20 protein-coding genes and 1 tRNA gene are annotated in these 23,766 nt (G+C 35.4%); 14 read left to right on the top strand and 7 right to left on the bottom strand.

Annotated elements, in window-relative coordinates:
* Positions 1 to 76: 76 nt before the first annotated feature.
* Together IEV35_RS10825 and IEV35_RS10820 are read left to right on the top strand one after the other, a co-directional pair.
* Entirely contained in the window at positions 77 to 1,111 is a 1,035-nt protein-coding gene (locus IEV35_RS10825) for a hypothetical protein (RefSeq protein ID WP_188384674.1), read from the top strand.
* 169 nt (positions 1,112 to 1,280) lie between these two features.
* Positions 1,281 to 2,099: a squalene/phytoene synthase family protein gene (locus IEV35_RS10820; protein ID WP_188384673.1), complete on the top strand. Its 819-nt coding sequence runs from the start codon at positions 1,281 to 1,283 to the stop codon at positions 2,097 to 2,099.
* A gap of 77 nt (positions 2,100 to 2,176) precedes the next feature.
* Here IEV35_RS10820 and IEV35_RS10815 read toward each other — a convergent pair whose 3' ends face one another.
* Together IEV35_RS10815 and IEV35_RS10810 are read right to left on the bottom strand one after the other, a co-directional pair.
* On the bottom strand, positions 2,177 to 2,374 hold the full coding sequence (locus IEV35_RS10815; protein ID WP_188384672.1) for a hypothetical protein: 198 nt from the start codon (positions 2,372 to 2,374) through the stop codon (positions 2,177 to 2,179).
* An 89-nt stretch (positions 2,375 to 2,463) separates the two neighbouring features.
* Positions 2,464 to 2,901, bottom strand: coding sequence for a hypothetical protein (locus IEV35_RS10810; protein WP_188384671.1), 438 nt, complete (start codon positions 2,899 to 2,901; stop codon positions 2,464 to 2,466).
* A 190-nt stretch (positions 2,902 to 3,091) separates the two neighbouring features.
* Here IEV35_RS10810 and IEV35_RS10805 point away from each other — a divergent pair, with 190 nt between their 5' ends.
* The 6 genes from IEV35_RS10805 (at position 3,092) to IEV35_RS10780 (ending at position 8,383) form a co-directional block, all read left to right on the top strand.
* Entirely contained in the window at positions 3,092 to 3,823 is a 732-nt protein-coding gene (locus IEV35_RS10805; protein ID WP_188384670.1) for an ABC transporter ATP-binding protein, read from the top strand.
* Positions 3,813 to 4,838, top strand: a complete 1,026-nt coding sequence (locus IEV35_RS10800; RefSeq protein ID WP_188384669.1) for an ABC transporter permease — start codon at positions 3,813 to 3,815, stop codon at positions 4,836 to 4,838. The genes IEV35_RS10805 and IEV35_RS10800 overlap by 11 nt, the downstream gene beginning before the upstream one ends.
* An 89-nt stretch (positions 4,839 to 4,927) precedes the next feature.
* Complete coding sequence (locus IEV35_RS10795) at positions 4,928 to 5,545, top strand: TetR/AcrR family transcriptional regulator (protein WP_308419784.1); 618 nt, start codon at positions 4,928 to 4,930, stop codon at positions 5,543 to 5,545.
* Positions 5,546 to 5,675: 130 nt separating this feature from the next.
* Positions 5,676 to 6,719 (top strand): LytTR family transcriptional regulator DNA-binding domain-containing protein, encoded by a 1,044-nt coding sequence (locus IEV35_RS10790; protein ID WP_188384668.1) that lies wholly within the window; start codon positions 5,676 to 5,678, stop codon positions 6,717 to 6,719.
* A 108-nt stretch (positions 6,720 to 6,827) separates the two neighbouring features.
* On the top strand, positions 6,828 to 7,676 hold the full coding sequence (locus tag IEV35_RS10785) for an ABC transporter ATP-binding protein (protein WP_188384667.1): 849 nt from the start codon (positions 6,828 to 6,830) through the stop codon (positions 7,674 to 7,676).
* Entirely contained in the window at positions 7,673 to 8,383 is a 711-nt protein-coding gene (locus IEV35_RS10780; RefSeq protein WP_188384666.1) for an ABC transporter permease, read from the top strand. Before IEV35_RS10785 ends, IEV35_RS10780 begins: the two co-directional genes overlap by 4 nt.
* A 542-nt stretch (positions 8,384 to 8,925) precedes the next feature.
* Here IEV35_RS10780 and IEV35_RS10775 read toward each other — a convergent pair.
* Entirely contained in the window at positions 8,926 to 10,944 is a 2,019-nt protein-coding gene (locus tag IEV35_RS10775; protein WP_229740724.1) for a prolyl oligopeptidase family serine peptidase, read from the bottom strand.
* A 186-nt stretch (positions 10,945 to 11,130) separates the two neighbouring features.
* Here IEV35_RS10775 and IEV35_RS10770 point away from each other — a divergent pair, with 186 nt between their 5' ends.
* Positions 11,131 to 11,457 (top strand): DUF4870 domain-containing protein, encoded by a 327-nt coding sequence (locus IEV35_RS10770; RefSeq protein ID WP_188384664.1) that lies wholly within the window; start codon positions 11,131 to 11,133, stop codon positions 11,455 to 11,457.
* Between the two features lie 46 nt (positions 11,458 to 11,503).
* Here the strand turns inward: IEV35_RS10770 and IEV35_RS10765 are convergent, their stop codons facing one another.
* Together IEV35_RS10765 and IEV35_RS10760 are read right to left on the bottom strand one after the other, a co-directional pair.
* Positions 11,504 to 11,980 carry a GNAT family N-acetyltransferase gene (locus IEV35_RS10765; protein WP_188384663.1) on the bottom strand — a complete coding sequence of 159 codons (477 nt, stop codon included), beginning with the start codon at positions 11,978 to 11,980 and terminating at the stop codon, positions 11,504 to 11,506.
* A gap of 220 nt (positions 11,981 to 12,200) precedes the next feature.
* Positions 12,201 to 12,273 (bottom strand) — tRNA-Ala (locus IEV35_RS10760).
* A gap of 144 nt (positions 12,274 to 12,417) precedes the next feature.
* Between IEV35_RS10760 and nagZ the strand changes: the two genes are divergently transcribed.
* On the top strand, positions 12,418 to 14,094 hold the full coding sequence (gene nagZ, locus IEV35_RS10755) for a beta-N-acetylhexosaminidase (protein WP_188384662.1): 1,677 nt from the start codon (positions 12,418 to 12,420) through the stop codon (positions 14,092 to 14,094).
* A 224-nt stretch (positions 14,095 to 14,318) separates the two neighbouring features.
* The gene (locus IEV35_RS10750; RefSeq protein WP_188384661.1) at positions 14,319 to 18,008 is read left to right on the top strand and encodes a 5'-nucleotidase C-terminal domain-containing protein; all 3,690 of its coding nucleotides are present in this window, start codon (positions 14,319 to 14,321) and stop codon (positions 18,006 to 18,008) included.
* A 426-nt stretch (positions 18,009 to 18,434) separates the two neighbouring features.
* On the opposite strand, the gene IEV35_RS10745 is transcribed toward IEV35_RS10750, so the two are convergent.
* Both IEV35_RS10745 and IEV35_RS10740 read right to left on the bottom strand, forming a co-directional pair.
* The gene (locus IEV35_RS10745; protein WP_188384660.1) at positions 18,435 to 20,555 is read right to left on the bottom strand and encodes an ankyrin repeat domain-containing protein; all 2,121 of its coding nucleotides are present in this window, start codon (positions 20,553 to 20,555) and stop codon (positions 18,435 to 18,437) included.
* Positions 20,521 to 21,063, bottom strand: coding sequence for an RNA polymerase sigma factor (locus IEV35_RS10740; protein ID WP_188384659.1), 543 nt, complete (start codon positions 21,061 to 21,063; stop codon positions 20,521 to 20,523). Before IEV35_RS10740 ends, IEV35_RS10745 begins: the two co-directional genes overlap by 35 nt.
* Before the next feature lie 195 nt (positions 21,064 to 21,258).
* Between IEV35_RS10740 and IEV35_RS10735 the strand changes: the two genes are divergently transcribed.
* From IEV35_RS10735 to IEV35_RS10725, 3 genes are read left to right on the top strand one after another with little or no spacing between them, the layout of a single operon-like run.
* Complete coding sequence (locus IEV35_RS10735; RefSeq protein ID WP_188384658.1) at positions 21,259 to 21,534, top strand: YhdT family protein; 276 nt, start codon at positions 21,259 to 21,261, stop codon at positions 21,532 to 21,534.
* The gene (gene panF, locus IEV35_RS10730) at positions 21,534 to 23,030 is read left to right on the top strand and encodes a sodium/pantothenate symporter (protein WP_188384657.1); all 1,497 of its coding nucleotides are present in this window, start codon (positions 21,534 to 21,536) and stop codon (positions 23,028 to 23,030) included. Before IEV35_RS10735 ends, panF begins: the two co-directional genes overlap by 1 nt.
* 42 nt (positions 23,031 to 23,072) lie before the next feature.
* Positions 23,073 to 23,465: a thiol-disulfide oxidoreductase DCC family protein gene (locus tag IEV35_RS10725; RefSeq protein WP_188384656.1), complete on the top strand. Its 393-nt coding sequence runs from the start codon at positions 23,073 to 23,075 to the stop codon at positions 23,463 to 23,465.
* The last annotated feature ends 301 nt before the right edge of the window (positions 23,466 to 23,766 follow it).

Genomic DNA, 23,766 nt, shown 5'->3' with positions numbered 1-23,766 from the left:
ATAAAGTCCTGTTGCTGATAAGTCGTACTTATGGATATCATAAGGTTATTGTAAATAATGAAGGGGAGTTAGTGTAATGAAATTTGGCATGAAAGGTTTATTTTTACTTTCGTTTTTATTCTTTTTTCTAGTAGCTTGTAGTAGTGCGGACAATGAATCTACTAATACAGACAAAGAACCAGAACAAAACGAAGAACAAAATGAGACGAATGAAGAAAACGCAGAGGAAGAAGAAAATGGCTCAAACGATGTGTCATTTGAGGTCAATGATACAAAAGGTCCTGAAGATCAAGGTGATTTAAATGTGTGGTATGAAGGTGACGTTGAAATTGTTGGTAAGAAAATCACTGTCAAAGGTACTACCAACCTATTACCTGAATCAAGAGTACAACTTTTAGTTGATTCCGTAGACGGTGTGTTATTCGGTAGTGGTGACCAAACTAGTGTAGAACCTTCTGGTGCTTTTGAATTAGTTGGAAATTTACCAGATGATTATGAAGGAATTACAACGATTGAGCTTAGTTTTAATGTCGGTGATCAATATTCAGAAGAGATTAAAGAACATTATGAGGAAGGGATTACTGGAGATTTCGCGCAATTATATTATGACGATTTTGAAGAAGTAATGAGTCAGAAGGCTTCATTTAATACAACAGTTTTAATTGATGGAAGTGAACAATCCTTACCGATTGAAAGTCCAACATGGGATATCCCAGAAGATCAAGGGGAGCCTAATATTTGGATTGAGCCAACTATTAAAAAAGAACAAGATTATGTTGTGTTAAACATAAAAAGTAATCTTGTAGAAGAAGCTAGAATTCGAGCACGGGCTAGTATACCAAATTACATTACTACTGGTTTTCAAGGAATAGCAGACATAAACCCAGACGGAACAGCTGTCATATATATTAAAGATCCTGAAAAAGACGATAGAATTAAAGATATGACTGAATATGAAATTGTTATTACATTAGAACCAAGCGTAGATAGTCACGCAATAAATGTGATTGAAGCATATGGGGAATATGGTGAGAAGTTAGAAGGAGACATAATTGTCGATACAGAACAAGGTAAGAAAGTAGAACAACGTCTAACGATCACAGTAGAGTAGCCAGTTAATTCAAGCATTATCCTCAAAAGTTTGTTATACTTTAAATATATTTAGAGTAGAATAACCTTAGGATGGTCATACTTATTGAATTTAAAGGGATTCTAAGAAAGCACTAAACTTTCAGGAGAATCCCTTTCAAATAGGGTGAAGTTAAGGAGGATATACAGGCTTGAATGACGTGGCAAGATTAGAAAAAGAAGCAATGCACATGCTCAAACTGACAAGTAGAACTTTTTATATACCAATTAAATTATTAAAGTCACCATTACGCAAAACAGTAGCTTCTGCGTATTTATGTATGCGTGCGATAGATGAAATAGAAGATCATGAACAGTTAGAATCTGAAACAAAACAACATCTATTACGTTCAGCTAGTGAACTACTAAAGTATCCATTTAATAAAGCAGCTTATGTAGAGTTAATTAAGCCTTATGAATCGGAATTACCTGAAGTGACTAGAAGACTAAGCGATTGGTTGGATTTCTGTCCAAGCGATATTGTTGAAAAGGTCATGGAATCTAGTAGTATTATGGCAAGAGGGATGGCCGACTGGGTAGAAAAAGATTGGGATATAAAAACAAAAGAAGATCTAGATGATTACACATATTATGTAGCAGGACTCGTTGGTGTTATGCTTTCAGATATTTGGAGATGGTATGATAATACAGATACAGATCCTGAGCTAGCTATTGGATATGGAAGAGGTTTGCAGGCAGTAAACGTACTTCGTAATCAAGAAGAGGATGCTGAAAGAGGAGTTAAATTTTTCCCTGATAATTGGACAAGAGAAGATATGTATCAATATGCAGAAGAAAATTTAGCAAAAGCAGACGAATATATGAAATCCATAAAAACAAAGAATATTACTCTATTTTGTAAAATACCTCTTGCTTTAGCACATCGTACATTAAAGGCGATGCAAGATGGAAAAGAAAAAATGACTCGTCAAGAAGTAGAAGCAACGGTTGATGAAATCTTAAATGATTAAACAAAAAAACACGGCTACCCGTGTTTTTTTCATGCCATGATAAAAAATATAAATTAGTTCTCAGGTAAATACAGTAATTACTTTGAATGCTTGTGAAAAAGTGCTTTAAAGGCAAGATGAATAATCGCAATAGCAAATATAATGATAATAACGCCACCAATTAGAGCTAAAATGGGCTTTACTGCGGGGGTGATTAAAGATGATGTCGGAACAAAGGCTAAGGCGAACCCAGCTAAAATAGCTGCCACATATAAGCCAACTAGTTTATCCCACATAAAAATATCCCTCCTTTCACTATAGTCTATGCGAAAAGAGGGACCAGCGTTATTAACATTTATATTAAGGTAACATTAGACGAAAAAAATCAGAAGCATTGGAATGAACGAACTCGATTTAAGTCAATGCCAAAATAAACCCATCTAAATCCTCTCCATCTAAAACCTGCGACGGAATTTCTACCAACAAAAGTTGGATAGAACCAGAAGGAGTTACCATTTTCTAGCCATATATAGGTAAATCGAAATAGACATCCTCTAATTGCACCTGGATCTACAGCAAAAAGCTGGAATTGTGGTTGTTGTGGTGTAAAGCTAGGAGGTGGGGATGTTGGTGCACCTTGTTGACCTCCCCCGCCAGGCTGCCCAGGAAAACCTCCTCCAGGAAATCCAGGTCCGCCTCCAGGGAATGTTCCTCCTGTTTGGCCTCCTCCAGGAAATTGGCTGCCAAAAAATTGCCCTAACAAATATCCAGGTAAATTAAACTGCCTTTGATCATCATCATGTGGTGGTCCGTAATAATTCACTCGTATTCCTCCTTAAATAGTATTCCATTTAATATATGGGGAAATTGACCAGGATGGGAGTCTATTAGAGAAGAATGGGCTAATTACTAGTTTGAATAACATATGAGTGATTACTCACTTTATAATTCTTTAGAGATGTTATATTCTAAAAGTGAGTAATCACTCACTATATTGTTGAGGGGGTTTTTTAGTGAATAAAAGCTGTATTGTAATAAAAGATGTTTCAAAGCAGTATGGTAAGCATCACGTATTAAAGAATATTAGCTTAGAAATAAGTGAAGGTGAAATTTTTGGCTTGTTGGGCCCGTCTGGAGCAGGTAAAACTACTTTAGTTAAACAGTTAGCAGGGCTTGAATTACCTTCTTCAGGGGAGAATGTCGTTTTGGGGTTGAAGATGCCTAACTTCCAGGCAATTAAACGAATTGGATATATGGCACAGTCTGATGCACTTTATGAAGATCTGTCTGCAAAAGAAAATCTGCTGTTTTTCTCAAGTTTGTATGGTTTAAAGGGAAAGAAGCAGCAAAAGAGAATTCAAGAGGTTATGCAAATAGTTGAACTAACAGAACACATTCCAAAATTGGTGAAAAACTATTCTGGTGGTATGAAAAGACGTTTGTCATTAGCAATTGCCCTCCTACACGAACCAGAATTATTAATCCTTGATGAACCAACTGTTGGAATAGACCCTGTATTAAGAAAGCAAATTTGGAATGCCTTTTATCAATTAAATAAACAAGGAACGACTATTATTGTGACAACACATGTAATGGATGAAGCGGAAAAGTGTGATCGGTTAGGGCTTATGCGAGATGGTAGTCTCACTGCAATAGGAACACCAACCGCATTAAAGGCGGATACAAATTCAACAACAATTGAAGAAGCATTTTTAGTATATGGGGGTGATAAACATGAGGATTAGAGCATTAACGATTCGGATATTACGCCAAATTATCCGAGATAAACGTACAGTAGGAATGCTTGTCTTTGCCCCGATATTAGTGTTAACAATGCTTCATTTGATTTTTAATGGTGATAGTTATGTACCTAAAGTCGGACTTGTTAATATTCCTAATACTATCACTGATAACTTAGATTTATCTGAAGCAGAGATAAAAATATATGATAATAATCGTGATGCAAAACAGGATGTTATGGAACAGGTGATAGACGGATACGTTACACTGACAGGAAATCAGCCTCAGGTTTATTTAGAAGGAAGTGATCCAACAATAAATGGAGAGACAATTCGATGGATCCAGTCAACGTTCAGATCGCTAGAGAAAATGCCTGGTCAGGAGATAAATATAGAATATTTTCATGGATCAGATGATATTGGACAATTCGATTATTTTGGACCAGTATTATTAGGATTCTTTGTCTTTTTCTTTGTATTTATCATTGCAGGTGTATCATTTATCCGAGAAAGAACGACTGGAACATTAGAACGCTTGCTATCAACCCCGATACGTAAATGGGAAATTGTCATCGGATATGTTTTAGGATTTGGAATTATTACGATGATCCAATCTATTATAATTGCAGCGTATACCATATATGTTTTAAACATGATGATGGAAGGATCATTTATTTACTTACTAGTTATTATATTGGCTCTCGCATTTACTGCACTGACTTTAGGGATTTTAATTTCTTCTTTTGCCAATAATGAACTACAAATGATTCAATTTATTCCTGTTATTGTTGTTCCGCAAGTTTTCTTTTCTGGGCTATTTAATTTAGAGACCATTTCTGATTGGTTAAGTTGGATTGGACCACTTACTCCACTTTATTATGCAGCTGAAGCATTACGAGATGTAATGGTCAGGGGACATGGGTTTAATGAAATTTATATAGAAGTAATTGTGCTATTTGGCTTTTCATTCCTATTTATAATTTTAAATATCGTAGCATTAAGAAAGTATCGAAAAATATAAATCTCCTTCTAATTGCATCAATGAGCCGTTGTACATTATGATTACAATAGATTACTTATCAATTTTTTAGGAGATAAGAGGAGATAATATTGTTTACTGAAGATCAGAATTTAACGGAAAAACAAAAAGGGATATTAGCTGCGGCTACGGAGTTATTTGCTGAAAAAGGATATGCAGCTACATCTACTAGTGAGATTGCCAGGAAGGCAGGCGTTGCTGAAGGAACCATTTTCCGTCATTATAAGTCAAAAAAAGACTTGTTATTGACGATTGTTTCGCCAACAATGATAAAAGTAATTGGGCCAACAGTGAAGAAAGACATTAATAAAGTGCTAGATAAAGAATATAGTACGTTTCAAGACTTTATACGTGCGATGATTGCAAATCGAATTGACTTTGTTAAGAACAACATTCCATTAATACGGATCGTTATTCAGGAACTACCATTTCACGATGAATTAAAAAAACAAGCAATTGAGCATATTGGAAAAGACGTCTTTGAAAAGTTAAGAGCAATTGTACAATACTTTCAAGCGAAGGGGCAAATCATTGAAATGCACCCAGATACTATTATTCGTGTCGTCGCCTCATCCGTTTTGTCCTATATTTTCACAAGTTATGTTATTTTTCCAGAAAATGAATGGAACGAAGAAGAAGAAATTGAACGGTTAATTGAAGTGTTATCTAATGGGGTTGCAAAAAGATAGGAGTTTATTCCTATCTTTTTTTATGTGAATAAACTTTTACAAAGGAATACTAGTAAATAGTTGCAATTTTAGATAAGATAAAAAAATACATAATTAATAGACTTAAGTTTAATAGGGGAATGTGATTCAAGTGGAAGTACTATCAATACAGAATCTAGAAAGACAAGAAAAAGATGCATTATTATTTCCAGCGTTTGATTTAAAAGTATATTCAGGTGAAATAATAGCGATTCATTCAAACTTAAATATTAGAATGGCTTTACTTCAAATGTTTTTAGGGAAAGCGCCACTAGGTAAAGGGGAAATTTTAGTTAAGGGTGAGAAACTAGATAAAAATAGTCATTTTAGCAGTTTTCATATAGGGATAAGTTTTTTTGAACAAGCAGTTTACCATCGATTATCAGTAAAGGACAATCTTAAGTTCTTTTCCCAAGTTTACAGTTCCTCCCAATCGATAGAGGAAGTACTAAACCTAACACAGTTAAATCCATATAAAAATAGTCCTGTTCAAAAACTCTCTTTTTCCGAAAAAAGACGGGTGCATTTTGCAAAAATATTAATTGAAAACCCGATACTTTACATTTTTGAAGAACCGGATTTAAATGTTGATTTAGAAACGAAAAGAGTGTTTTTGAATGTTCTGGAGTATTTAGCCGAACAAGGGAAGGCTGTTCTTATTCTAACAGGAAATATGGAAAGTGCTATTACGATGTCTAAATCGGTGTATCGATTAAATGATGAGGGGATTCATCTCGTTGAAATAAAAGATGAATCAGCTTCAACGGTCGAAGAGGAAGAAACGGTTCCAGAAGATGAGAAAACTACGATGACAGTGAATATTAATAAAATCCCTACGAAAGTTAATGATAAAATTATTTTATTTGATCCACCAGAAATTGACTATATTGAAAGTAATGATGGTCAATCAAATGTATTTATAAAAGGGGAAGCTTTTCCAAGTACGTTTACGATGAATGAGTTAGAGGAGCGGTTAATGCCTTTTGGATTTTTCAGGTGTCACCGTTCGTATATTGTTAATCTACAAAAAGTCCGTGAAGTAATTACTTGGACGAGAAATAGTTTTAGTTTAGTTTTAGATGATGCAAAAAAGTCTACGATTCCATTATCCAAAACAAAAATGGCTCAACTGAAGGAAATGTTGGGCCTGAAATAAGCTCCATTAAACCTAAAAATTACTCTTTTCGCAGGAAAAATGCTGTCAAAACCTTTATTTTCAACTAATCTAAGAGTACAAATAAAATAATCAACATGGAGGAGCAAAATGGAAAATATTATTGAAGTTAAAAATTTAGCCAAAGTATTTGGTAACCAAACTGCCCTAGAAGATGTAAATTTTCAAGTGAAAAAAGGAGAGACATTTGGATTTTTAGGCCCAAGTGGATCTGGTAAAACAACTACAATAAAAATATTAACCGGACAATTAATGCAAACAGCCGGAGAAGCGAATGTATTTGGTGTAAAAAACACAGCATTAAATAACGGAAAATACCGAAGAAGGATTGGGGTTCTTTCTGATAATAGTGGGTTATACCAACGCCTCTCTATTCAAGATAACCTAAAGTTATATTGTGATCTATATGATGTACCAGTAAAAAGAATGGATGAAGTATTAGAGTTAGTTAATTTGGGGGATGAAAAGAAAAAGATTGTTTCTAAACTGTCAAAAGGGATGACGCAGCGAGTACTGTTAGCGAGAACATTACTGCATGAACCAGATTTATTATTCTTAGATGAACCAACTTCTGCACTAGACCCTGCAAACTCCAAACAAATTCATGATGGACTTCGCCGCCTTAATGAAAGAGGCACAACAATATTCTTAACAACGCATGATATGAGTGAAGCAGAGACACTATGTGAACGAGTGGCATTTTTACATAAAGGGAAAATTCAATTACTGGATGAGCCGAAAAAACTGCGCAGACAATTTGCGGATGGTAGCTTGACTGTAGAACTTAAAGATGGGCAAGTTGTTCATCTTCCAGGTGGAACAGAAAGTGCAGATGAAGTTTATCGCTATATGTCTAATAATGAAATAGTATCTATCCATTCTAATGAACCAACATTAGGAGACATCTTCGTAGAAATTACTGGGAGGGAATTAGTATGACGTTTTCATGGAAAAGAATTTACGCCATTTTTAATAAGGATATGAAAGATCTATCGAAAAACTATTTTGTAAGTTCTATTATTGTGTTACCTATCTTAATGGCATTTTTATATGGTGGGATGTACGAAATGGGGCTTGAACTTCACTATATGATTATTAATTTAACGCTAGCCTCTGTTACAGCTTTTATCCAATGTGCTGTTATTGCTGAAGAAAAAGAAAAACATACATTACGAGGACTAATGCTATCCCCAGCATCATTAACTGAAATCCTTACTGGAAAAAGCTTAGTTTCGATTGTTCTAACGGTTGTAACGTTAATTTTATGTGCTATGATTACGGGTTATGAACCCCGTAACTTTGCATTAATCGCAATAGCAATCTTCATTTCTATTATATTTTATATTGCCCTAGGTACGATTCTAGGATTGTTATCTAGAACAGTTGTTGAAGCATCAGTTATTATTTTACCAGTTATCTTTTTATTTGGGTTTGGATCATTATTAATGGTTTTAGCCGAAAAATATCCAGCAATTTCTTTCGTTGAATACTTGCCTAATATTCAAATCATTGAACTAGCTTACGAAGTGGAACTAGGTTTAGGTTTTGTGGATATGTGGGACCATTTTGTAGTCTTATTGGTATGGGCACTAGTTGCAAGCTTGTTTGCAGCATTTGTTTATAAAAAACGTGAGATAGATAAGTAATAATTAAATAAGTAGCAGAGGAAAATCTTTATTGGTTTTCTTCTGCTATTTTTGTTGTGGGGAAGTTTTAAGGGAGGGGATTAGTAGCGTGAAGGGGAAATTGAGCATAGATGAAAGGAGAAATCCCGCTCATAGGGTTGGTGAAAGGGAAAATGAGTAAGAAATCAGCTGGGAATCCCGTTCATAGGGTTGATGAAAGGGAGATATAGCAAGAAATCAAAGTCAAATCCCGTTCATAGAGGTGATGAAAGGGAGATGCAGCAAGAAATCAAAGTCAAATCCCGTTCATATGGGTGGTGAAAGGGAAATGCAGCAGGAAATCAAAGTTAAATCCCTTTCATAGAGGTGATGAAAGGGAGATGCAGCAAGAAATCAAAGTCAAATCCCGTTCATAAGGGTGATGAAAGGGAAATGCAGCAGGGAACCAAAGTTAAATCCCGTTCACAGAGGTGATGAAAGGGAAATGCAGTAAGAAATCATAGAGAATCTCTGTTCATAGAAAAAAGTCCCTCATCAAGTATGAAGGACTTTTATTCTTAAAATTAACCTAACTCTTTATCAAGAAATGCATAAAAGTCAACCCATTCTTCAATTACTTTAGAAGTAGGTTTACCTAATCCGTGACCGGCTTTTGCTTCAAGCCTTAGGACAATTGTTGACTGTTTATCTGCTTTTTCCAATAAAGTAGCTGCAAATTTTTTGGCATGTGCTGGAACGACACGGTCATCACTCTCAGCAGTTGCAATTAACACTGGAGGATATTTCACCCCATCTTTAATATTATGCAGAGGGGAGTAAGCATACAGAAATGGAAAATGCTCCGGATTATCCGCACTACCGTACTCTGGTATCCAGTACCTGCCTATTGTGAACTTGTGATAACGTAGCATATCAATTACTGGCACACGGCAGATAACTGCTCCATATAAGTCTGGTCTTTGTACCATACATGCGGCTACTAATAACCCACCATTGGAACCTCCCATGATAGAGAGTTTTTCTTTTCGTGTGTACTTGTTTTCAATTAACCATTCTCCTGCTGCTATGAAATCATCAAATACATTTTGCTTGTTTTCTAGCATTCCTGCTCGATGCCATTCTTCACCGTATTCTGTACCTCCACGGAGGACAGCAACTGCATATATCCCACCTTTTTCCAACCAACGTAGAATTGCAGGGTTGAAAGATGGGGTCATATTAACATTAAACCCACCATATCCGTAGAGGATTACCGGATTTTCGCCATCTAGTTGTACGTTTTTTCTATGAGTGATAAACATTGGAACCTTTGTGCCATCTTTTGAAGTATAAAATATTTGATTTGTTTCAAATTGTGATGTATCAATTGGTAATTCAGATTCAGCAAAGATGTTTAGTTTTTTAGTCACTACATTATAGTTATAAACTACTGTTGGACTCAAAAATGATGTAACACCAAAGAATATTTCATTGTCTTCTTTACTTTTAGTAATATCTGTTAGTGATCCTAGAATCGGTAGGTCGATATCATGAGAAAATGTTCCATCTAGTTCATATATCTTTAGTTGGTGGTGGGCATCATGTAAGAGGCCTACTACTAATTTATCATTAAGGGCTATTACAAAATCCATTACGTCTTCTTGTTCGGGAATAATTTCCTTCCATTTCGTTGAGTCTGGGTTGTTTATATCAACAGAGATAATTTTTCCGTTTGGAGTTTGTAAATCTGTTTTAAAATAAAATATATCACCCTTATTTGTAACATAAGAGTATTCGGCATCTGCTTGGTCTAGTAGTTTTGTAAATGGCTCATCGGAGTCAATTGGTCTAATATATATACGGTTTTCTGTTGCCGTACCAAGAAAAACATAAAGACCAATAAATCTCTCATCATCGCTTAGAAAGGAAGAAAACATTAACTCTTTATTTTCAGGTTGTTCATGTACAAGCACGTCATCCTCTTGGTTATTACCTAATGTATGGAAATATACTTTATTAAAATTACTTTCATCTTCTGGAGAAACCGTCCCAGGTTCAGGAAATTTGCTGTAGAAAAACCCCGAACTATCTGGTGACCAAGTAATATTAGTAAATTTAACATGTTGTATATGATCCGTTAGGTTTTTGTTAGTATTTAAATCAAGAACATGAATCTCCTGCCAATCACTTCCATGAGTAGACGTTGCATAAGCTAAATATTTCCCATCCTTACTAAAGGAATAGTTTGTTAACGCAACGGTACCATCATCACTTAAGTTGTTCGGGTCAAGTACAACATGATCGTTTTCTTCATCTTTACAGAAAAGAACAGCTTGATTTTGTAACCCATTATTTTTCAAGTAATAAAGTTTCCTTTGTATCTTTTTAGGAACAAAATACTTTGGATAATTCCATAATTCATTTAATCGTTTACGATCTTCCTCTTTCGTATGAATACTAGAAAAGTAATCTTTGCACTTTTCTCCCATCCAATTACTCCATTCAAGTGAATCCTTAGAATGCGGATCTTCTAACCAACGAAATGGATCAGATACTTTTGTTCCATGATAGTTGTCTATGATATTATCTTTTCTTACAGTCATCAATTAATTAGTACCCCCTTAATAGTCACTTATATTAAGTATTCTAGATACAAGTTCTATATCCTTTTTTCTAAGAATATTTTATGACTAAAGATCTGCCCTTTTTTTAATGAAACCTATTGCTCCCTTTGGACGTAAAATAGTTATAAGCATCAAAGAGAATTTCTAAATATCGGAGGCGATTAGATGGCAACAACAGAAGATGATCGTTTATTTGCAATGTTATTATATGTATTAAGCTTTCCTGCCCCTGTTCTTGGACCATTATTGATTTGGTTATTAAAGCGGGATAGTTCTTATTTTGTTGATTTTCATGGGAAAGAATATTTTAACTTTATTATTTCTTTTGCTATTTATGGAGTAGTGAGTGGGATATTAGTAATAGTCTTAGTTGGATTGATTTTAGCACCTCTTGTAGCATTAGCTGGTTTTATAATAACTATCGTTGCAGCAGTGAAAGCATATCAAGGAGAAGCGTGGAAAATTCCATTAGTTATCCGGTTTTTAAATTAGTAACAGAAAAAAGTTCAAGCAACCGTTATGCTTGAACTTTTTTTATTTAAATCGTAATTTTGGCAACTATCTCGCCCTCAGAAATGATACCTGTTTCCACAAAACCAAGATTTAGATAGAGATGTCTTGCTACGATATTTTCAGGGGCATATGAAATATAAATCGAAGAAGCTACCCCCTGTGGAAAAGTCTTTAAATATGCTACTGCTTTTTTCATAGCTTTTGTCCCATAACCTTTTTTTTGATAACGCTCATCAATCATAAATCGAAGGATGTGATAGCATGGTTCATCGCCATATTCATTTTCCTCAGCGGTATCATAAGCCATCATAATAAATCCGACCATCGTTTCATGATGATAAATAACAAAAGTCAACGCTGGTAGCTTATCGTTCAGTAATGCTACATATGATTGTGCAAGGCTGTAAACATTGGAAGCTAAATAGCTTCTCTGACTTTTGGTTAATTGTAACTGAATACATTCTTCAAAGTTATTCCAAGTGATGGGCTGAAATTCTATCATTGTAGATCCCCCTATATTAGTTATTATTAGGTTTCAAGATAAAATATAGGTGGGCCACGGATAGAATGCTATTTCTTAAATTAACGCATAGAAAAACTCCTTTTTTATTATAGTTTATTTTCAGAATATTATAACATAAATAAAGTTAATTATAAACTTGTTTTTCATAGAAATTTGAGCAAATAAAAAACTCCTGCAGCTGCAAGAGTTAAAAGGAATATGGAGCATAGCGGGCTCGAACCGCTGACCTCTACACTGCCAGTGTAGCGCTCTCCCAGCTGAGCTAATGCCCCGTATGTTAGTTATATTATACGTTTCTAATAAGTTATTTTCAATTAAATTGACTATTAGTTATTAGATTTGACACATAATATTAATAGTCTTCGTCATATATAATAGAGCCGATTAATAGATATAGTAGTAAATGGAGAGAAGGGGTGAAGAAGTTGAAAAAATTAATAATTATACTAATAATCCTTCTCCTTGTAGTTGGGGCGGTATATGGTGGGTTTTTGTTGAAATCGAAAGACAAGCTCTCGAATCGTGAGGTCAAAGATATCAATCGCACTATTCCTGAGAAAGATTTTATTATGAATAAACTGCTCCTAAGAGAAGTCATTGAACATGCAAAAAAGGGAACTGTTCCAAATGTTTCTGTTATTGTGGGAGAAACGAAGTATGATGATGTGATTACCGAATTCGGTGAACCAAATAATTCTACTGCTTTTGGAGATGGAATCTATATCGATTATGAGAGTGAAAATTTGTCATTTGGATATAAAGGAGAAACGATATTTGATGTTCGTTCACTTGATGAAGAGTTATCCAATATATCTTATAAGGAAATTCTTCATTTTAGTGGTCAACCTGATGAGGAAAGATACTATAAAGATGAACAACTCGATCAAATTATTTTGGTTTACCAATTAAATAAAAACTATCAACTAAAATGGGTTCTTCCTAGACCAACGGAAGAAGAACCGAATCCAAAGCTACACCATATTGTAGTCTTCACAGAACCAGCTAATTTAGTGGAGGATTCAAGTTTACTTGAAACATTGACTTTAGATGAAAAAATAGGGCAAATGATTATTGCCGGAATTGAAGGGACGACTCCAACACCGGAAACAATTAATTTAATCGAGGATTATAAAGTTGGTGGAATCATTTTCTTCCGGGATAACTTAACTAGCTATAGTCAAGCTAGAAATCTCGTGAATGGTATAAAACGAATGAATGCCAATAGCAATAACATTCCTTTATTTCTCTCTGTTGATCAAGAGGGAGGGCGAGTGTTTAGACTTCCTGATTTAGAAGGATTACCAACTAGTTGGGATATAGGAATTAACAATAATCCAGAGCTTTCTTATCAAGTTGGTAATATATTGGCGCAGCAATTACATGCATATGGGATGAATATGAATTATGCACCAGTACTAGATGTAAATAATAATCCAGACAATCCTGTAATTGGAGACCGAGCCTTTGGGGATAGTCCAGACCTTGTTACAAAACTTGGAATACAAACGATGAAAGGCATGAGTGAAGAGAATATTATTCCAGTTATAAAGCACTTCCCAGGGCATGGAGATACAACAGTAGATTCCCACTACGAATTGCCACTTATTGATAAAAGCTTACAACAGCTCTATGATTTAGAATTAATTCCTTTCATAGAGGCAATTGGTCAAGGTGCAGATGTCGTCATGATTGCACATATTCTTTTTCCACAACTAGACAGCGTACATCCTTCATCCATGTCGAAAGCGGTCATTACTGAATTATTGAGAGAGGAACTAGGTTTTGATGGGGTTGTGGTGACAGATGATATGATGATGGATGCGATAGAGAACCATTACGATATTGGTGATGCAGCCGTACTATCGATTAAGTCAGGTACGGATATTATTTTAATAAGTGAACATTATGAAGATATCGTTCACACAATTGAAAAAATCAAAATGGCTGTTCAGCAAGGGGAACTAAGTGAACAACGTATAGACGAAAGTGTGGAGAGAATTCTTAGACTAAAGGAAAAGTATAATTTGAATAATGAAGAAGTAGAATATCACGACCTTCAGTATATTAACGAGCAAATAAATACGCTGTTTTAGTAGGGCTCATTGTAGTCCTACTATTTTTTATTTTATGGAAAATTAAGTCTTAAGTCCGTCTAATCTAACATAGGTAATAATAACCTTTTTTGGAAAAAATGTAGGAAAAAAGTACGGAATATTATCATCTTTACAAAAAGTGCATAGAATCACTGAATTTTATGTGGTATGAATGGAGTGTGAGTTTTTTATAACACTATCATTTAGGAAAATGGAGGGTACACATGAAAAGAGCATTGATTTGGAAGTCTTTTAATCTATTTCTTATTTTTACACTAGTATTTACAAATACGCCCTATGTATTTGCGAATACGACAAATGAGGAAGAAACATTCGCTGATGACCTGTTTATATCAGAGTATGTAGAAGGTAGTTCATTTAACAAAGCGATTGAAATTTTTAATGGAACAGGTGAAGCTATTAATCTAGCAGATTATACACTAGAATTATATAGCAATGGTGCCTCTTCTCCAAGTCAGTCTTTAACTCTATCAGGCGTACTGCCTCATGGTGATGTTTTTGTTTTAGCTCATGCTAGTGCTCATGAAGACATCTTAGCATTAGCTGATGTGACAAATAATGCGGTTATTAATTTTAACGGTGACGATGCTGTCGTATTAAAACATAAAGATAGTATACTAGATGTTCTTGGTACGATCGGTGTACGTGATAATTATGGTGCAGACAAAACATTAGTCAGAAATTCCTCCATTATAGCTCCAAATTCAAGCTATGATTCTAATGAATGGACAAATCAAGGAAAAGATAATTTTACTTATCTTGGGTATCATGAGATGGATGGTGTAGATCCTGTAGATCCAGGAGAGCCTGGTGAACCAGGAGATCCTGATACAGAAGTCTCTTCAATCAATGATGTTCGTAATTTGAAAGACGGTACAGTTGTTTCTGTAGAGGGGATTGTGTTAGCCGATAGTGCTGCAATCAGTAATCCGGGACAGTTTACAACGTATATTCAAGATGATACGGCTGGTATTAATTTATATGCTTATCAACAAGGCGAGTTACCGTCTCTAGAAAAAGGTGACAAAGTTAAAGTAGTTGGAGAATTAGATTCTTATAATGGATTAAAAGAAATAATACCAACATCAATTGAAGTGTTAGCTCAAGAACAAGATTTACCAGAAGTACAGACAATTACTTTAGAAGATTTAAATAATCCTGCAGTTGCTGAAAGTTATGAAGGTGAGCTTGTTCAAGTTCATGGCTTTATCAATAATATTCCAGGTAGCCCCGCAGGAAACGGATATAATGTATCGTTAATTGATAATGATTTTAATGGTACAACTCTACGTGTTATGCAAAGTTCTTTAGATATTTCTTTAGTAGAATCCAATAAATGGTATGACATTACAGCTATTGTTAGTCAATACAATGACTATCAACTCATTCCTACCGAGCAAGCAGATATTCAATTAGCTGCTGAACAACCCGATCCTCCTTCTGCAGCGGGATACTATGAAACTACTGTAGAAAGAATTACTGACGGGGATACAATTCGCATTGGTACACCAGTGTTTGGTGAAACTAGAGTGCGTTTTGTAAATATGGATACTGCTGAAACATATAGCGCAAAAAATAATGACCCAGAGCGTGCGGAAATTAATCAAAATCAAAAATACTATGGTGATTTAGCTACATCTTACATCAGTGAATTAATTCAACCAGGCGACGAAATTTATCTTAAGATTGGTGATCAACCAACAGATGACTATGGTCGTATTTTAGCGGAAGTCATTCGTAAAGAAGATGGATTAAACGTTAACCTTGAAATGGTAGCACAAGGCTATGCATCGACATACTTTATCGCGCCAATTGATGAGGAAGCCTACCCTGAATATCAAGAAGCTGTAAAAGAAGCGAAGGCTGCAGGTCTTGGAATCTGGAATCCAGAAAATCCTTTATTAGAACTTCCTTTTGTCTTCCGTGCTTTTGATGATCAAAAGGGGTTATTACGTTATGTAGGTAACTCAGATACAATGGAGTATGTTGATCCTGAGGACTGGGCAGATGTACCGGTCGATAAGCGTGTTTTCTTTAGTAGCCCAGAAGAAGCAGAATCTTATGGTTATAGGCCGGTTGGTAGTGAAGATTCAAACATAGTAGAGGTTCAATTCTTAAGTATGAATGATCTTCATGGGAAAATTGACCAAGAATATTTCGTTGACCCAGATGGGGACGGTGTTAGTGATATGTATGGTCGTTTGGATTATACTGCTGCGGCAATCAAGGAACGAGAGGCAGAGAATCCAAATACATTAATCGTCCATGCTGGTGACATGATTGGTGGAAGTTCCCCTGTTTCTGGTTTACTTCAAGATGAGCCAACTGTTGAGATTATGGAAGAAATCGGCTTTGATGTTGGTACCGTTGGAAACCACGAATTTGATGAAGGTCTTGATGAGCTTCTTCGTATGGTAAATGGTGGTGACCATCCAGAAGGTAAAGGTACAGAGGGCTATGACGGTATGAACTTCCCGATACTATGTGCTAACTGTGTATATGAAGATACAGGTGAAAGATTCTTAGATCCGTATTATATAGCGGAAGTAGATGGCGTTGAAATCGGATTTATCGGTGTTAATACAGTAGAAACAGTTAACATGGTAATGCCCTCATCTTTAGAAGGTGTAGCATTTACTGATGAGACTGATGCAGTTAATGAAGCAGTAGCTGAATTGAAAGAACAAGATATTCGAGCAATTGTTGTCTTGGCACATATGCCAGCTTATCAATCTGGAGCAAGTGCAACGGGGGCTGCTGCTGATTTAGCGAATACTGTGGATGATGAAGTAGATATTATTTTTGCAGCACATAACCACGTAGTAAACAATGCTGTAGTAGATAACAAGCTTATCGTTCAAGCGAATGAATACGGAAAAGCTTTTGCGGATGTTGATGTACAAATCAATCGCACAACAGGAGATATTATTTCTAAAGAGGCGGAGATTGTATTTGTTAAGCAAAGTGAATATACTCCTGACCCAGTTGTAGCAGAAACTTTAGCATTCTATGCAGATGCGATTGCTCCAATTATCAATGAAGAAGTAGGCTATAATGCACAAGATTTAACGGGAAGCTATGCCAATGATAGTGACCATGGTCTTGGCAACCTCATTGCAGATGGAATGAAATGGACAATGGATAGTGATTTTGCAATGCAAAATGGTGGTGGCATCCGGGATGTATTATTAGCTGGACCGGTTACTTGGGGTGAGTTATACAATATCTTGCCATTTGGAAATACACTAATGACAGTCGAAATTAAAGGTGCCGACCTATACCCAATTCTAAATAAGCAACTATCAGGTTATGGAGCTGACTATAGTATTGCAGGATTCCATTACACATTTAATCCTGAACTGCAACAGGTTGTGGATATAACCCTTCCTGATGGGTCACCAATTGATATGGATGCTGTGTATACTTTAACTGTTAACAATTACATGGGCACATCTGATGGGCCAATTAAGGATTTAGGTCAAAATGCAGAAATGGGTCCTGTTGATGTCGATGGAATGGTAGCATATGTTAAGCATTTAAATAGCTCGGAAGAAAATCCAATTGTTTATGGTTCAGAGGGCAGAATTGCGACTACTGATAAGGTTCCAGGTGAAGATTCGGATGAACCACAATTTGTGGAAGTCCCAGTGAAGAAAAACAATGGAACAGCAACAGTTCATACGAAAGATTTAGAAGGAATAGAAAAAGATGCTCATGTTTTAATTAATATTTACAATGAAAAGAAACCTCGCAAGCTATTATTGAATAAAAAGCAAGTGGATATATTGAAAGAGAAAGAAGTTACACTTATTGTCACGAATGGTACAACATCGAAGACATTTGAAATGGTTCACGTGAAAGATAAGGTATTGAAAGTTAGTTTAGAAAATTAGAGTTAGAATCAAGGGTATCTCTTATGAAGAGGTACCCTTATTGTATTTTAAAATCTCACAGATTCATTCTCGAGTTCATTTTAACGGGAATTTATGCTGAAATGACGTTGAGGGTGAGTCTCGAGTTCATTTTAACGGGAATTTAAGCTGAAATGATGTTGAGGATGATTCTCGAGTTCATTTTAGTTAAAATCTAAGCCGAAATGATGTTGAGATAGGTTCTCGAGTTTATTTTGGCCAGAATTAAAGCTGGGATGATGCTGAGAACAACACTCAAGTTTATTTTATCAGAGGTTTTAGCCAAAATGATTTTGATGACGCTCCGATATACAAAAGAACTCTAACAAAATCAATAGCAATTAATTCTATCGGTCATCACAAAAAAAGATAGGAAAGCCAACTAGCTTTCCTATCCAACTTGAAATGTTAAGGAGTCCACTCGTTATGCAAGATTCCTATAAGCTTCCATTCCTCATTATATTCCTCGAATATTAATGTTAATTGCATCCAACTTAAATCATATCCTTCAACAGTCTCATCGAAGCTATATTGTACCATATGGGCTTCTGGATAAAGCTCTCTAACATGGTTAGTGAAAAACTCTGGTCCCATTAGGTTTTGCTGGTTTACATAAAAGGCATCTGGTTCTTTTGCTGTGTAAATATATTCATCAAGGAATTCTAATGGTGTCATTTCAATTGGCAACCCACTTGCACCATGGTCACCCCAGTGATATACAGTTTGATCGTCTAGTAATTTTGGAATCTCATTTGCAGAAAATATGATTGGTTCATGTTCGTCACCGGTTACTGGTGATGTGTATAATTGCAAGAAAGGTGCGAACAATACGCCTTTTTCAGGGTGCACAAAATTTGCAAGTTCAGTCATATCCCTTTCAGCTAATAAATCCCTTACCTTTCTAGCAGGTTCCATGACGCCAGGTTGATTAAAATGAAGTTCCAGTGCTAGAATAGCTGTTTCTTCTTTTGGATAATTGACAGTTCCATCATAGATAAAGCGTAATTCATAATGGTCCAACCTATATAACATAATCTCTCTATCCATGTCGTAATTACTAAATATATCACTTGGAGAACCTAGAATACTTTCAATATCAGCTGCTGTCACATTATCCCCAGGATTAAGTTCATAGCGATAAATGGAATACATATCTTGCCCGTCAAGTTGTATGAAAATATGATCGCCATAAACATCAGCTGTTCCACCATCTACTTCATAGGACTCAAATGGTAAACCATACTGATTTTCGAATACGGATGGGTCAGCTGGTAACTGAACTGTCATGATATCAGGTAGTTTTCCGATAGCGGCATAGGATAAGAAATCTTGATCCAATCTCTCTTCTAAGAACATTACTTCAGAAGCCATCCAGTCTGAAAACTCATAACCTTGAACTGGTGTTGCTCCATGTTCCAGGAGTAAGTCATCAATCGGCATGAAATTATACTTTGCAGCCATCCATAGTACCGTTTTATCACTGGAAGGTGTTACCAGAGTATTCGGATCTGCCCCATGTTCTAAAAGTAGCTTAACCATTTCAGTTTGGTGTCCATATACAGCTTTAACTAAGGCAGTATAGTTTCGACCATTACGATGTTCAATTGTTGCTCCACTATCTAGAAGTAATGCAGCTACTTGAGTACTTGTCGTTAAAGTAAGTGGAGTATCATTGTTATTATCGACTGTATTCGGATTTGCCTCTAAATTTAGTAATTGTGCAACAACGGATTCATTGTTTTCTTTTGCAGCAAGTAAAAGAGCTTTATCTGGATTTGCTCCTTCACGGACATGATTAACAATCTTTTCCCAATCTCTTTGGCTTGGCGCTTTGGCAAGTTCCTTCTCCATTAGTTCTTGAACATCCTCAGTTTCTTCAGGTTGATCCTCAGGCTTTTCTTCTTCATCCTCTTCCTCGGTAACTAAATATCTTTCTGTGAAGAAGCCATCCTTAAACTGTTCCCATTTAACTGTTTCCATTTCATATTGCTCACCATTTATCCGAACAAGGTCGGTCTGACTAAATTCAAGAACCCCAATCACATCACCATCTTTATTGTAGATATTGAGCACTTCTGTAAATGAGGAATCCTCTTCCAATTCTTCCTCACTCTCTCTAATTTCCATTGTACCTATTGTTTCATAAAACAATTCAATTATCTCTTTATCTTCTGATAGATATGCATCCTTCATTATCTCCATGTCCTCTTGTGGATGCGTGGTATCCATTGTTACTCCCGAAATCTTAGTCACCTCATCCTCTACAAAGTCAGAAAAAGCTAAAGTGGTAGGTTGAAATGGTTGATCAAGATTTCCATATATCAATACAACAAATAAAAATGCGGCTGCAAGTGCTCCAAATGTTGCTGTAATCCCTTTAATATTCATTTTTCTTTTCGGTTTCTGTTTACTCGCCCTAGTGTTCATAATGGTTTGCTTTATTTGTAATTCCTTATTTTTACTTAATGTTGGCTTTGGCATATTACGCAAATGATTATCTAGCGGATCTTGATGCTCTCTTCTCTTCATAAGGGAAACACCTCCTTAATTCTTCCTGTAGAGCTTTTTTAGCGCGGTGATGGGTTGATTTCACTTTGCTTTCACTCCACTTCAAAATACTTGCAGTTTCTTGAACAGAAAGTTCTTTGATTCCCCTTAAAATAATGACTTCTTGATATTTAGGTTTTAATAATTGAATACATTCGTAAATTTGTTTAGTATCTTCATTAAAATCCAGGATAGTTTCAGGGGATGTATCTGTTTTAGGTTCATTAGTTATATCAAGTGGTACGGTATCTGCTCTTTTTTTAGACATCCGCTTTCTGGATTCATCAATGGCTAAGTTGCGCGCAATTGTAAATAGCCATGTTTTTGGAGAGGAATCTTTCTTAAATCCATGAAACCCTTTTAAAGCTTTAATGAAGACTTCCTGCAGTAAGTCTTCTGCTTCATTTGGTCCAACTCTATATATAAGAAAATGGTAAATATCATTTCCATAGCGTTCAAACCAATCAGCTACAATCTCATTATGTGACATAATACATCACCCCCTGGTAGTCATAAAATTAGACGTAATAATAATTATGTAATTGCATTTTTTCTGAAAAAATATCTATTTTATTAATATTTATTCCATTGTTATAATGATGGAAAGGCTTAATATGAAAATGTAATTATCTAAATACTACTATAGAAGTATTAGGAGTTGTATACAAAATACGGAGGGTACACTATGCGGGATAAAAAGGACTGGAACAAAATTGCTAACCGAGAAGCAATCATTGGAATTGCATTAGTTCTCATTAATTTTGTTTGGTGGTATGTTTTTGCTTATGGCTTAGGTAGTAGGGAACCTGAAGAATATACATATATACTTGGATTACCAGACTGGTTTTTCTATAGCTGTGTGTTAGGATTTATCGTTATGGTTATCTTAGTTATTGTTGTTGTGAAATTCTTTTTTGTTGAGATTCCTTTTGAAGAGGATGAAGAGGGCGAGGAAAAGTAATGAATTGGTTTGCAATCATTCCACTAATAATATTTCTAGTAATTATTTTTCTTATCGGCTTATACGCGAGTAAATATGTGCAATCATCGACATCATTTATGCAAGAGTATTTTCTTGGAGAGCGTAGTTTAGGCGGATTTGTACTAGCGATGACGATGACAGCTACATATGGTAGTGCTAGTAGTTTTATTGGTGGACCAGGTACAGCTTATACGATGGGTTTAGGTTGGGTTTTACTTGCTATGTCACAAGTAGCAACAGGTTATTTTGTATTAATGATCTTAGGAAAAAAGTTTGCGATTGTTACGAGGAAGTATAAAGCGATAACAATTGTTGACTATTTAAAAAGTCGTTACAATTCTTCTGTAGTTGTCATTCTTTCCGCATTAAGTATTATTATCTTTTTATTTTCTGCCATGGCAGCCCAGTGGATCGGTGGGGCAAGGTTGATAGAATCACTAACAGGTATATCCTATACATCGGCTTTATTTATTTTTGCAATCTCCGTCTTAGTTTATGTTACTATTGGGGGATTTCGGGCGGTTGCATTAACAGATGCAGTACAAGGGATAATAATGTTTGTAGGCACACTTGTATTACTCATAGCAGTAATCATTGCAGGAGGGGGCATTCCCAATATCATTGCTGATTTGCATGCTGAGAATCCAAATTTAATTACCCCATTTGGTGCGGAAGGAACACTTACACCAGCATATGTCTCCTCTTTTTGGATATTAGTTGGTGTTGGAGTAGTTGCGCTACCCCAAATTGCCGTTCGTGCCATGTCCTATAAAAATGCTAAATCTATGCACCGAGCATTAATTATTGGAACAATCGTCGTAGGATTTATTATGTTAAACATGCACTTAATAGGCGTATTTGCTCGACCAATTTTACCAGGAATTGAAATTGGAGATAAAGTAATGCCATTAATTGCTTTAGAAACAATGCCTGCTTGGCTAGCTGGAATTGTTTTAGCAGCTCCAATGGCAGCAATTATGTCTACAGTTGATTCGCTTCTTATCTTAGTAAGTTCAACTATAATTAAGGATGTATATATCAACTACATTCGTCCAGATGCCTCCCATCAAGTAATTAAAAGAATGAGCCTTGGCGTTACTGGGATACTTGGTATAATTGTATTTATAATGGCGCTTGATCCACCTGATTTAATTATATGGCTGAACTTATTTGCGTTTGGTGGATTAGAAGCTGCATTTATTTGGCCGATTGTATTAGGTTTATATTGGAGAACAGGAAATAAGTATGGTGCAATTGCATCTATTATAACTGGAGTTGGCTTATATACATTATCAGATCTACTACCAATGGTATATTCCAAATCAGAATACCTAGTATCAATATTGCCAAACTACCTTGAAATATTTAATAATTTTTTTAAACCATTTGGTATGCATGCAGTTGTTATGCCAGTAATCGTATCTTTTTTCGCTTATATTTTAGTGAGCTATTTGACAAGGAAAAAATTTGTTTGATGAAGTTGTATTAACTTTTTTGATTTCCGAGGGGGAGAAGAAATGGAACGAATTATTCTGTTTGATGGGGAATGTAATCTATGTAATAATACCGTTCAATTTGTCATTAAGAGGGATCCAAAAGGAATCTTTAAATTCACTGCACTTCAAAGTAGAGTGGGTGAGGGGTTATTAAAAGAAAAAAAGATTCCCAATGATTGGGATAGTTTCATTTTAATAGAAGGAGAAAAGGTATATACAAAATCAACTGCTGCACTTAAAGTATGTCGAAATTTGTCAGGATTCATTAAATTGTTATATGTCTTTATTATTATTCCAAGTCAGTTAAGAAATCCTATTTATAATTTTATTGCTCGAAATCGTTATAAGTGGTTTGGGAAACGTGACTCATGTATGATTCCTACACCTGAGCTGAAAGAACGATTTCTAGATTAGTATTAAATATATTTTAATGGTGAATTTAATCCTCTAGATTGTGTTGTGATTACGTTTCGGTTAAGTTCTATTTGTGTTAATACAATCTTAAGTAATAATTAATGGAAAGAGACTGGGACATAACTTGATTATAGGCGGCAAATTACGAACAATCACCACACTAGCCCCGGAAATTGGACCTGCACCCCAAAAGTTAGAGTAAAAAATAACTTTTGGGGTGATTTTTTATGGCAACGTATAGTGAGGAATTTAGGGAAGAAGTTGTGACTGAATATCTGGAAGGACCTCTTGGATATAAGCT

The sequence above is a fragment of the Ornithinibacillus halotolerans genome (genome assembly GCF_014637405.1).
In the GTDB taxonomy this organism is placed as follows: Bacteria; Bacillota; Bacilli; order Bacillales; family Amphibacillaceae; genus Ornithinibacillus; species Ornithinibacillus halotolerans.
This window is presented reverse-complemented; position numbering and strand designations above follow the sequence as displayed.

Coding starts and splice junctions, on each gene's coding strand:
- IEV35_RS10825 (WP_188384674.1), top strand. CDS start 77: ATGAAATTTGGCATGAAAGGTTTATTTTTACTTTCGTTTTTATTCTTT.
- IEV35_RS10815 (WP_188384672.1), bottom strand. CDS start 2,374: ATGTGGGATAAACTAGTTGGCTTATATGTGGCAGCTATTTTAGCTGGG.
- IEV35_RS10800 (WP_188384669.1), top strand. CDS start 3,813: ATGAGGATTAGAGCATTAACGATTCGGATATTACGCCAAATTATCCGA.
- IEV35_RS10785 (WP_188384667.1), top strand. CDS start 6,828: ATGGAAAATATTATTGAAGTTAAAAATTTAGCCAAAGTATTTGGTAAC.
- IEV35_RS10780 (WP_188384666.1), top strand. CDS start 7,673: ATGACGTTTTCATGGAAAAGAATTTACGCCATTTTTAATAAGGATATG.
- IEV35_RS10775 (WP_229740724.1), bottom strand. CDS start 10,944: ATGACTGTAAGAAAAGATAATATCATAGACAACTATCATGGAACAAAA.
- IEV35_RS10770 (WP_188384664.1), top strand. CDS start 11,131: ATGGCAACAACAGAAGATGATCGTTTATTTGCAATGTTATTATATGTA.
- IEV35_RS10765 (WP_188384663.1), bottom strand. CDS start 11,980: ATGATAGAATTTCAGCCCATCACTTGGAATAACTTTGAAGAATGTATT.
- IEV35_RS10750 (WP_188384661.1), top strand. CDS start 14,319: ATGAAAAGAGCATTGATTTGGAAGTCTTTTAATCTATTTCTTATTTTT.
- IEV35_RS10745 (WP_188384660.1), bottom strand. CDS start 20,555: ATGAAGAGAAGAGAGCATCAAGATCCGCTAGATAATCATTTGCGTAAT.
- IEV35_RS10740 (WP_188384659.1), bottom strand. CDS start 21,063: ATGTCACATAATGAGATTGTAGCTGATTGGTTTGAACGCTATGGAAAT.
- IEV35_RS10735 (WP_188384658.1), top strand. CDS start 21,259: ATGCGGGATAAAAAGGACTGGAACAAAATTGCTAACCGAGAAGCAATC.
- panF (WP_188384657.1), top strand. CDS start 21,534: ATGAATTGGTTTGCAATCATTCCACTAATAATATTTCTAGTAATTATT.
- IEV35_RS10725 (WP_188384656.1), top strand. CDS start 23,073: ATGGAACGAATTATTCTGTTTGATGGGGAATGTAATCTATGTAATAAT.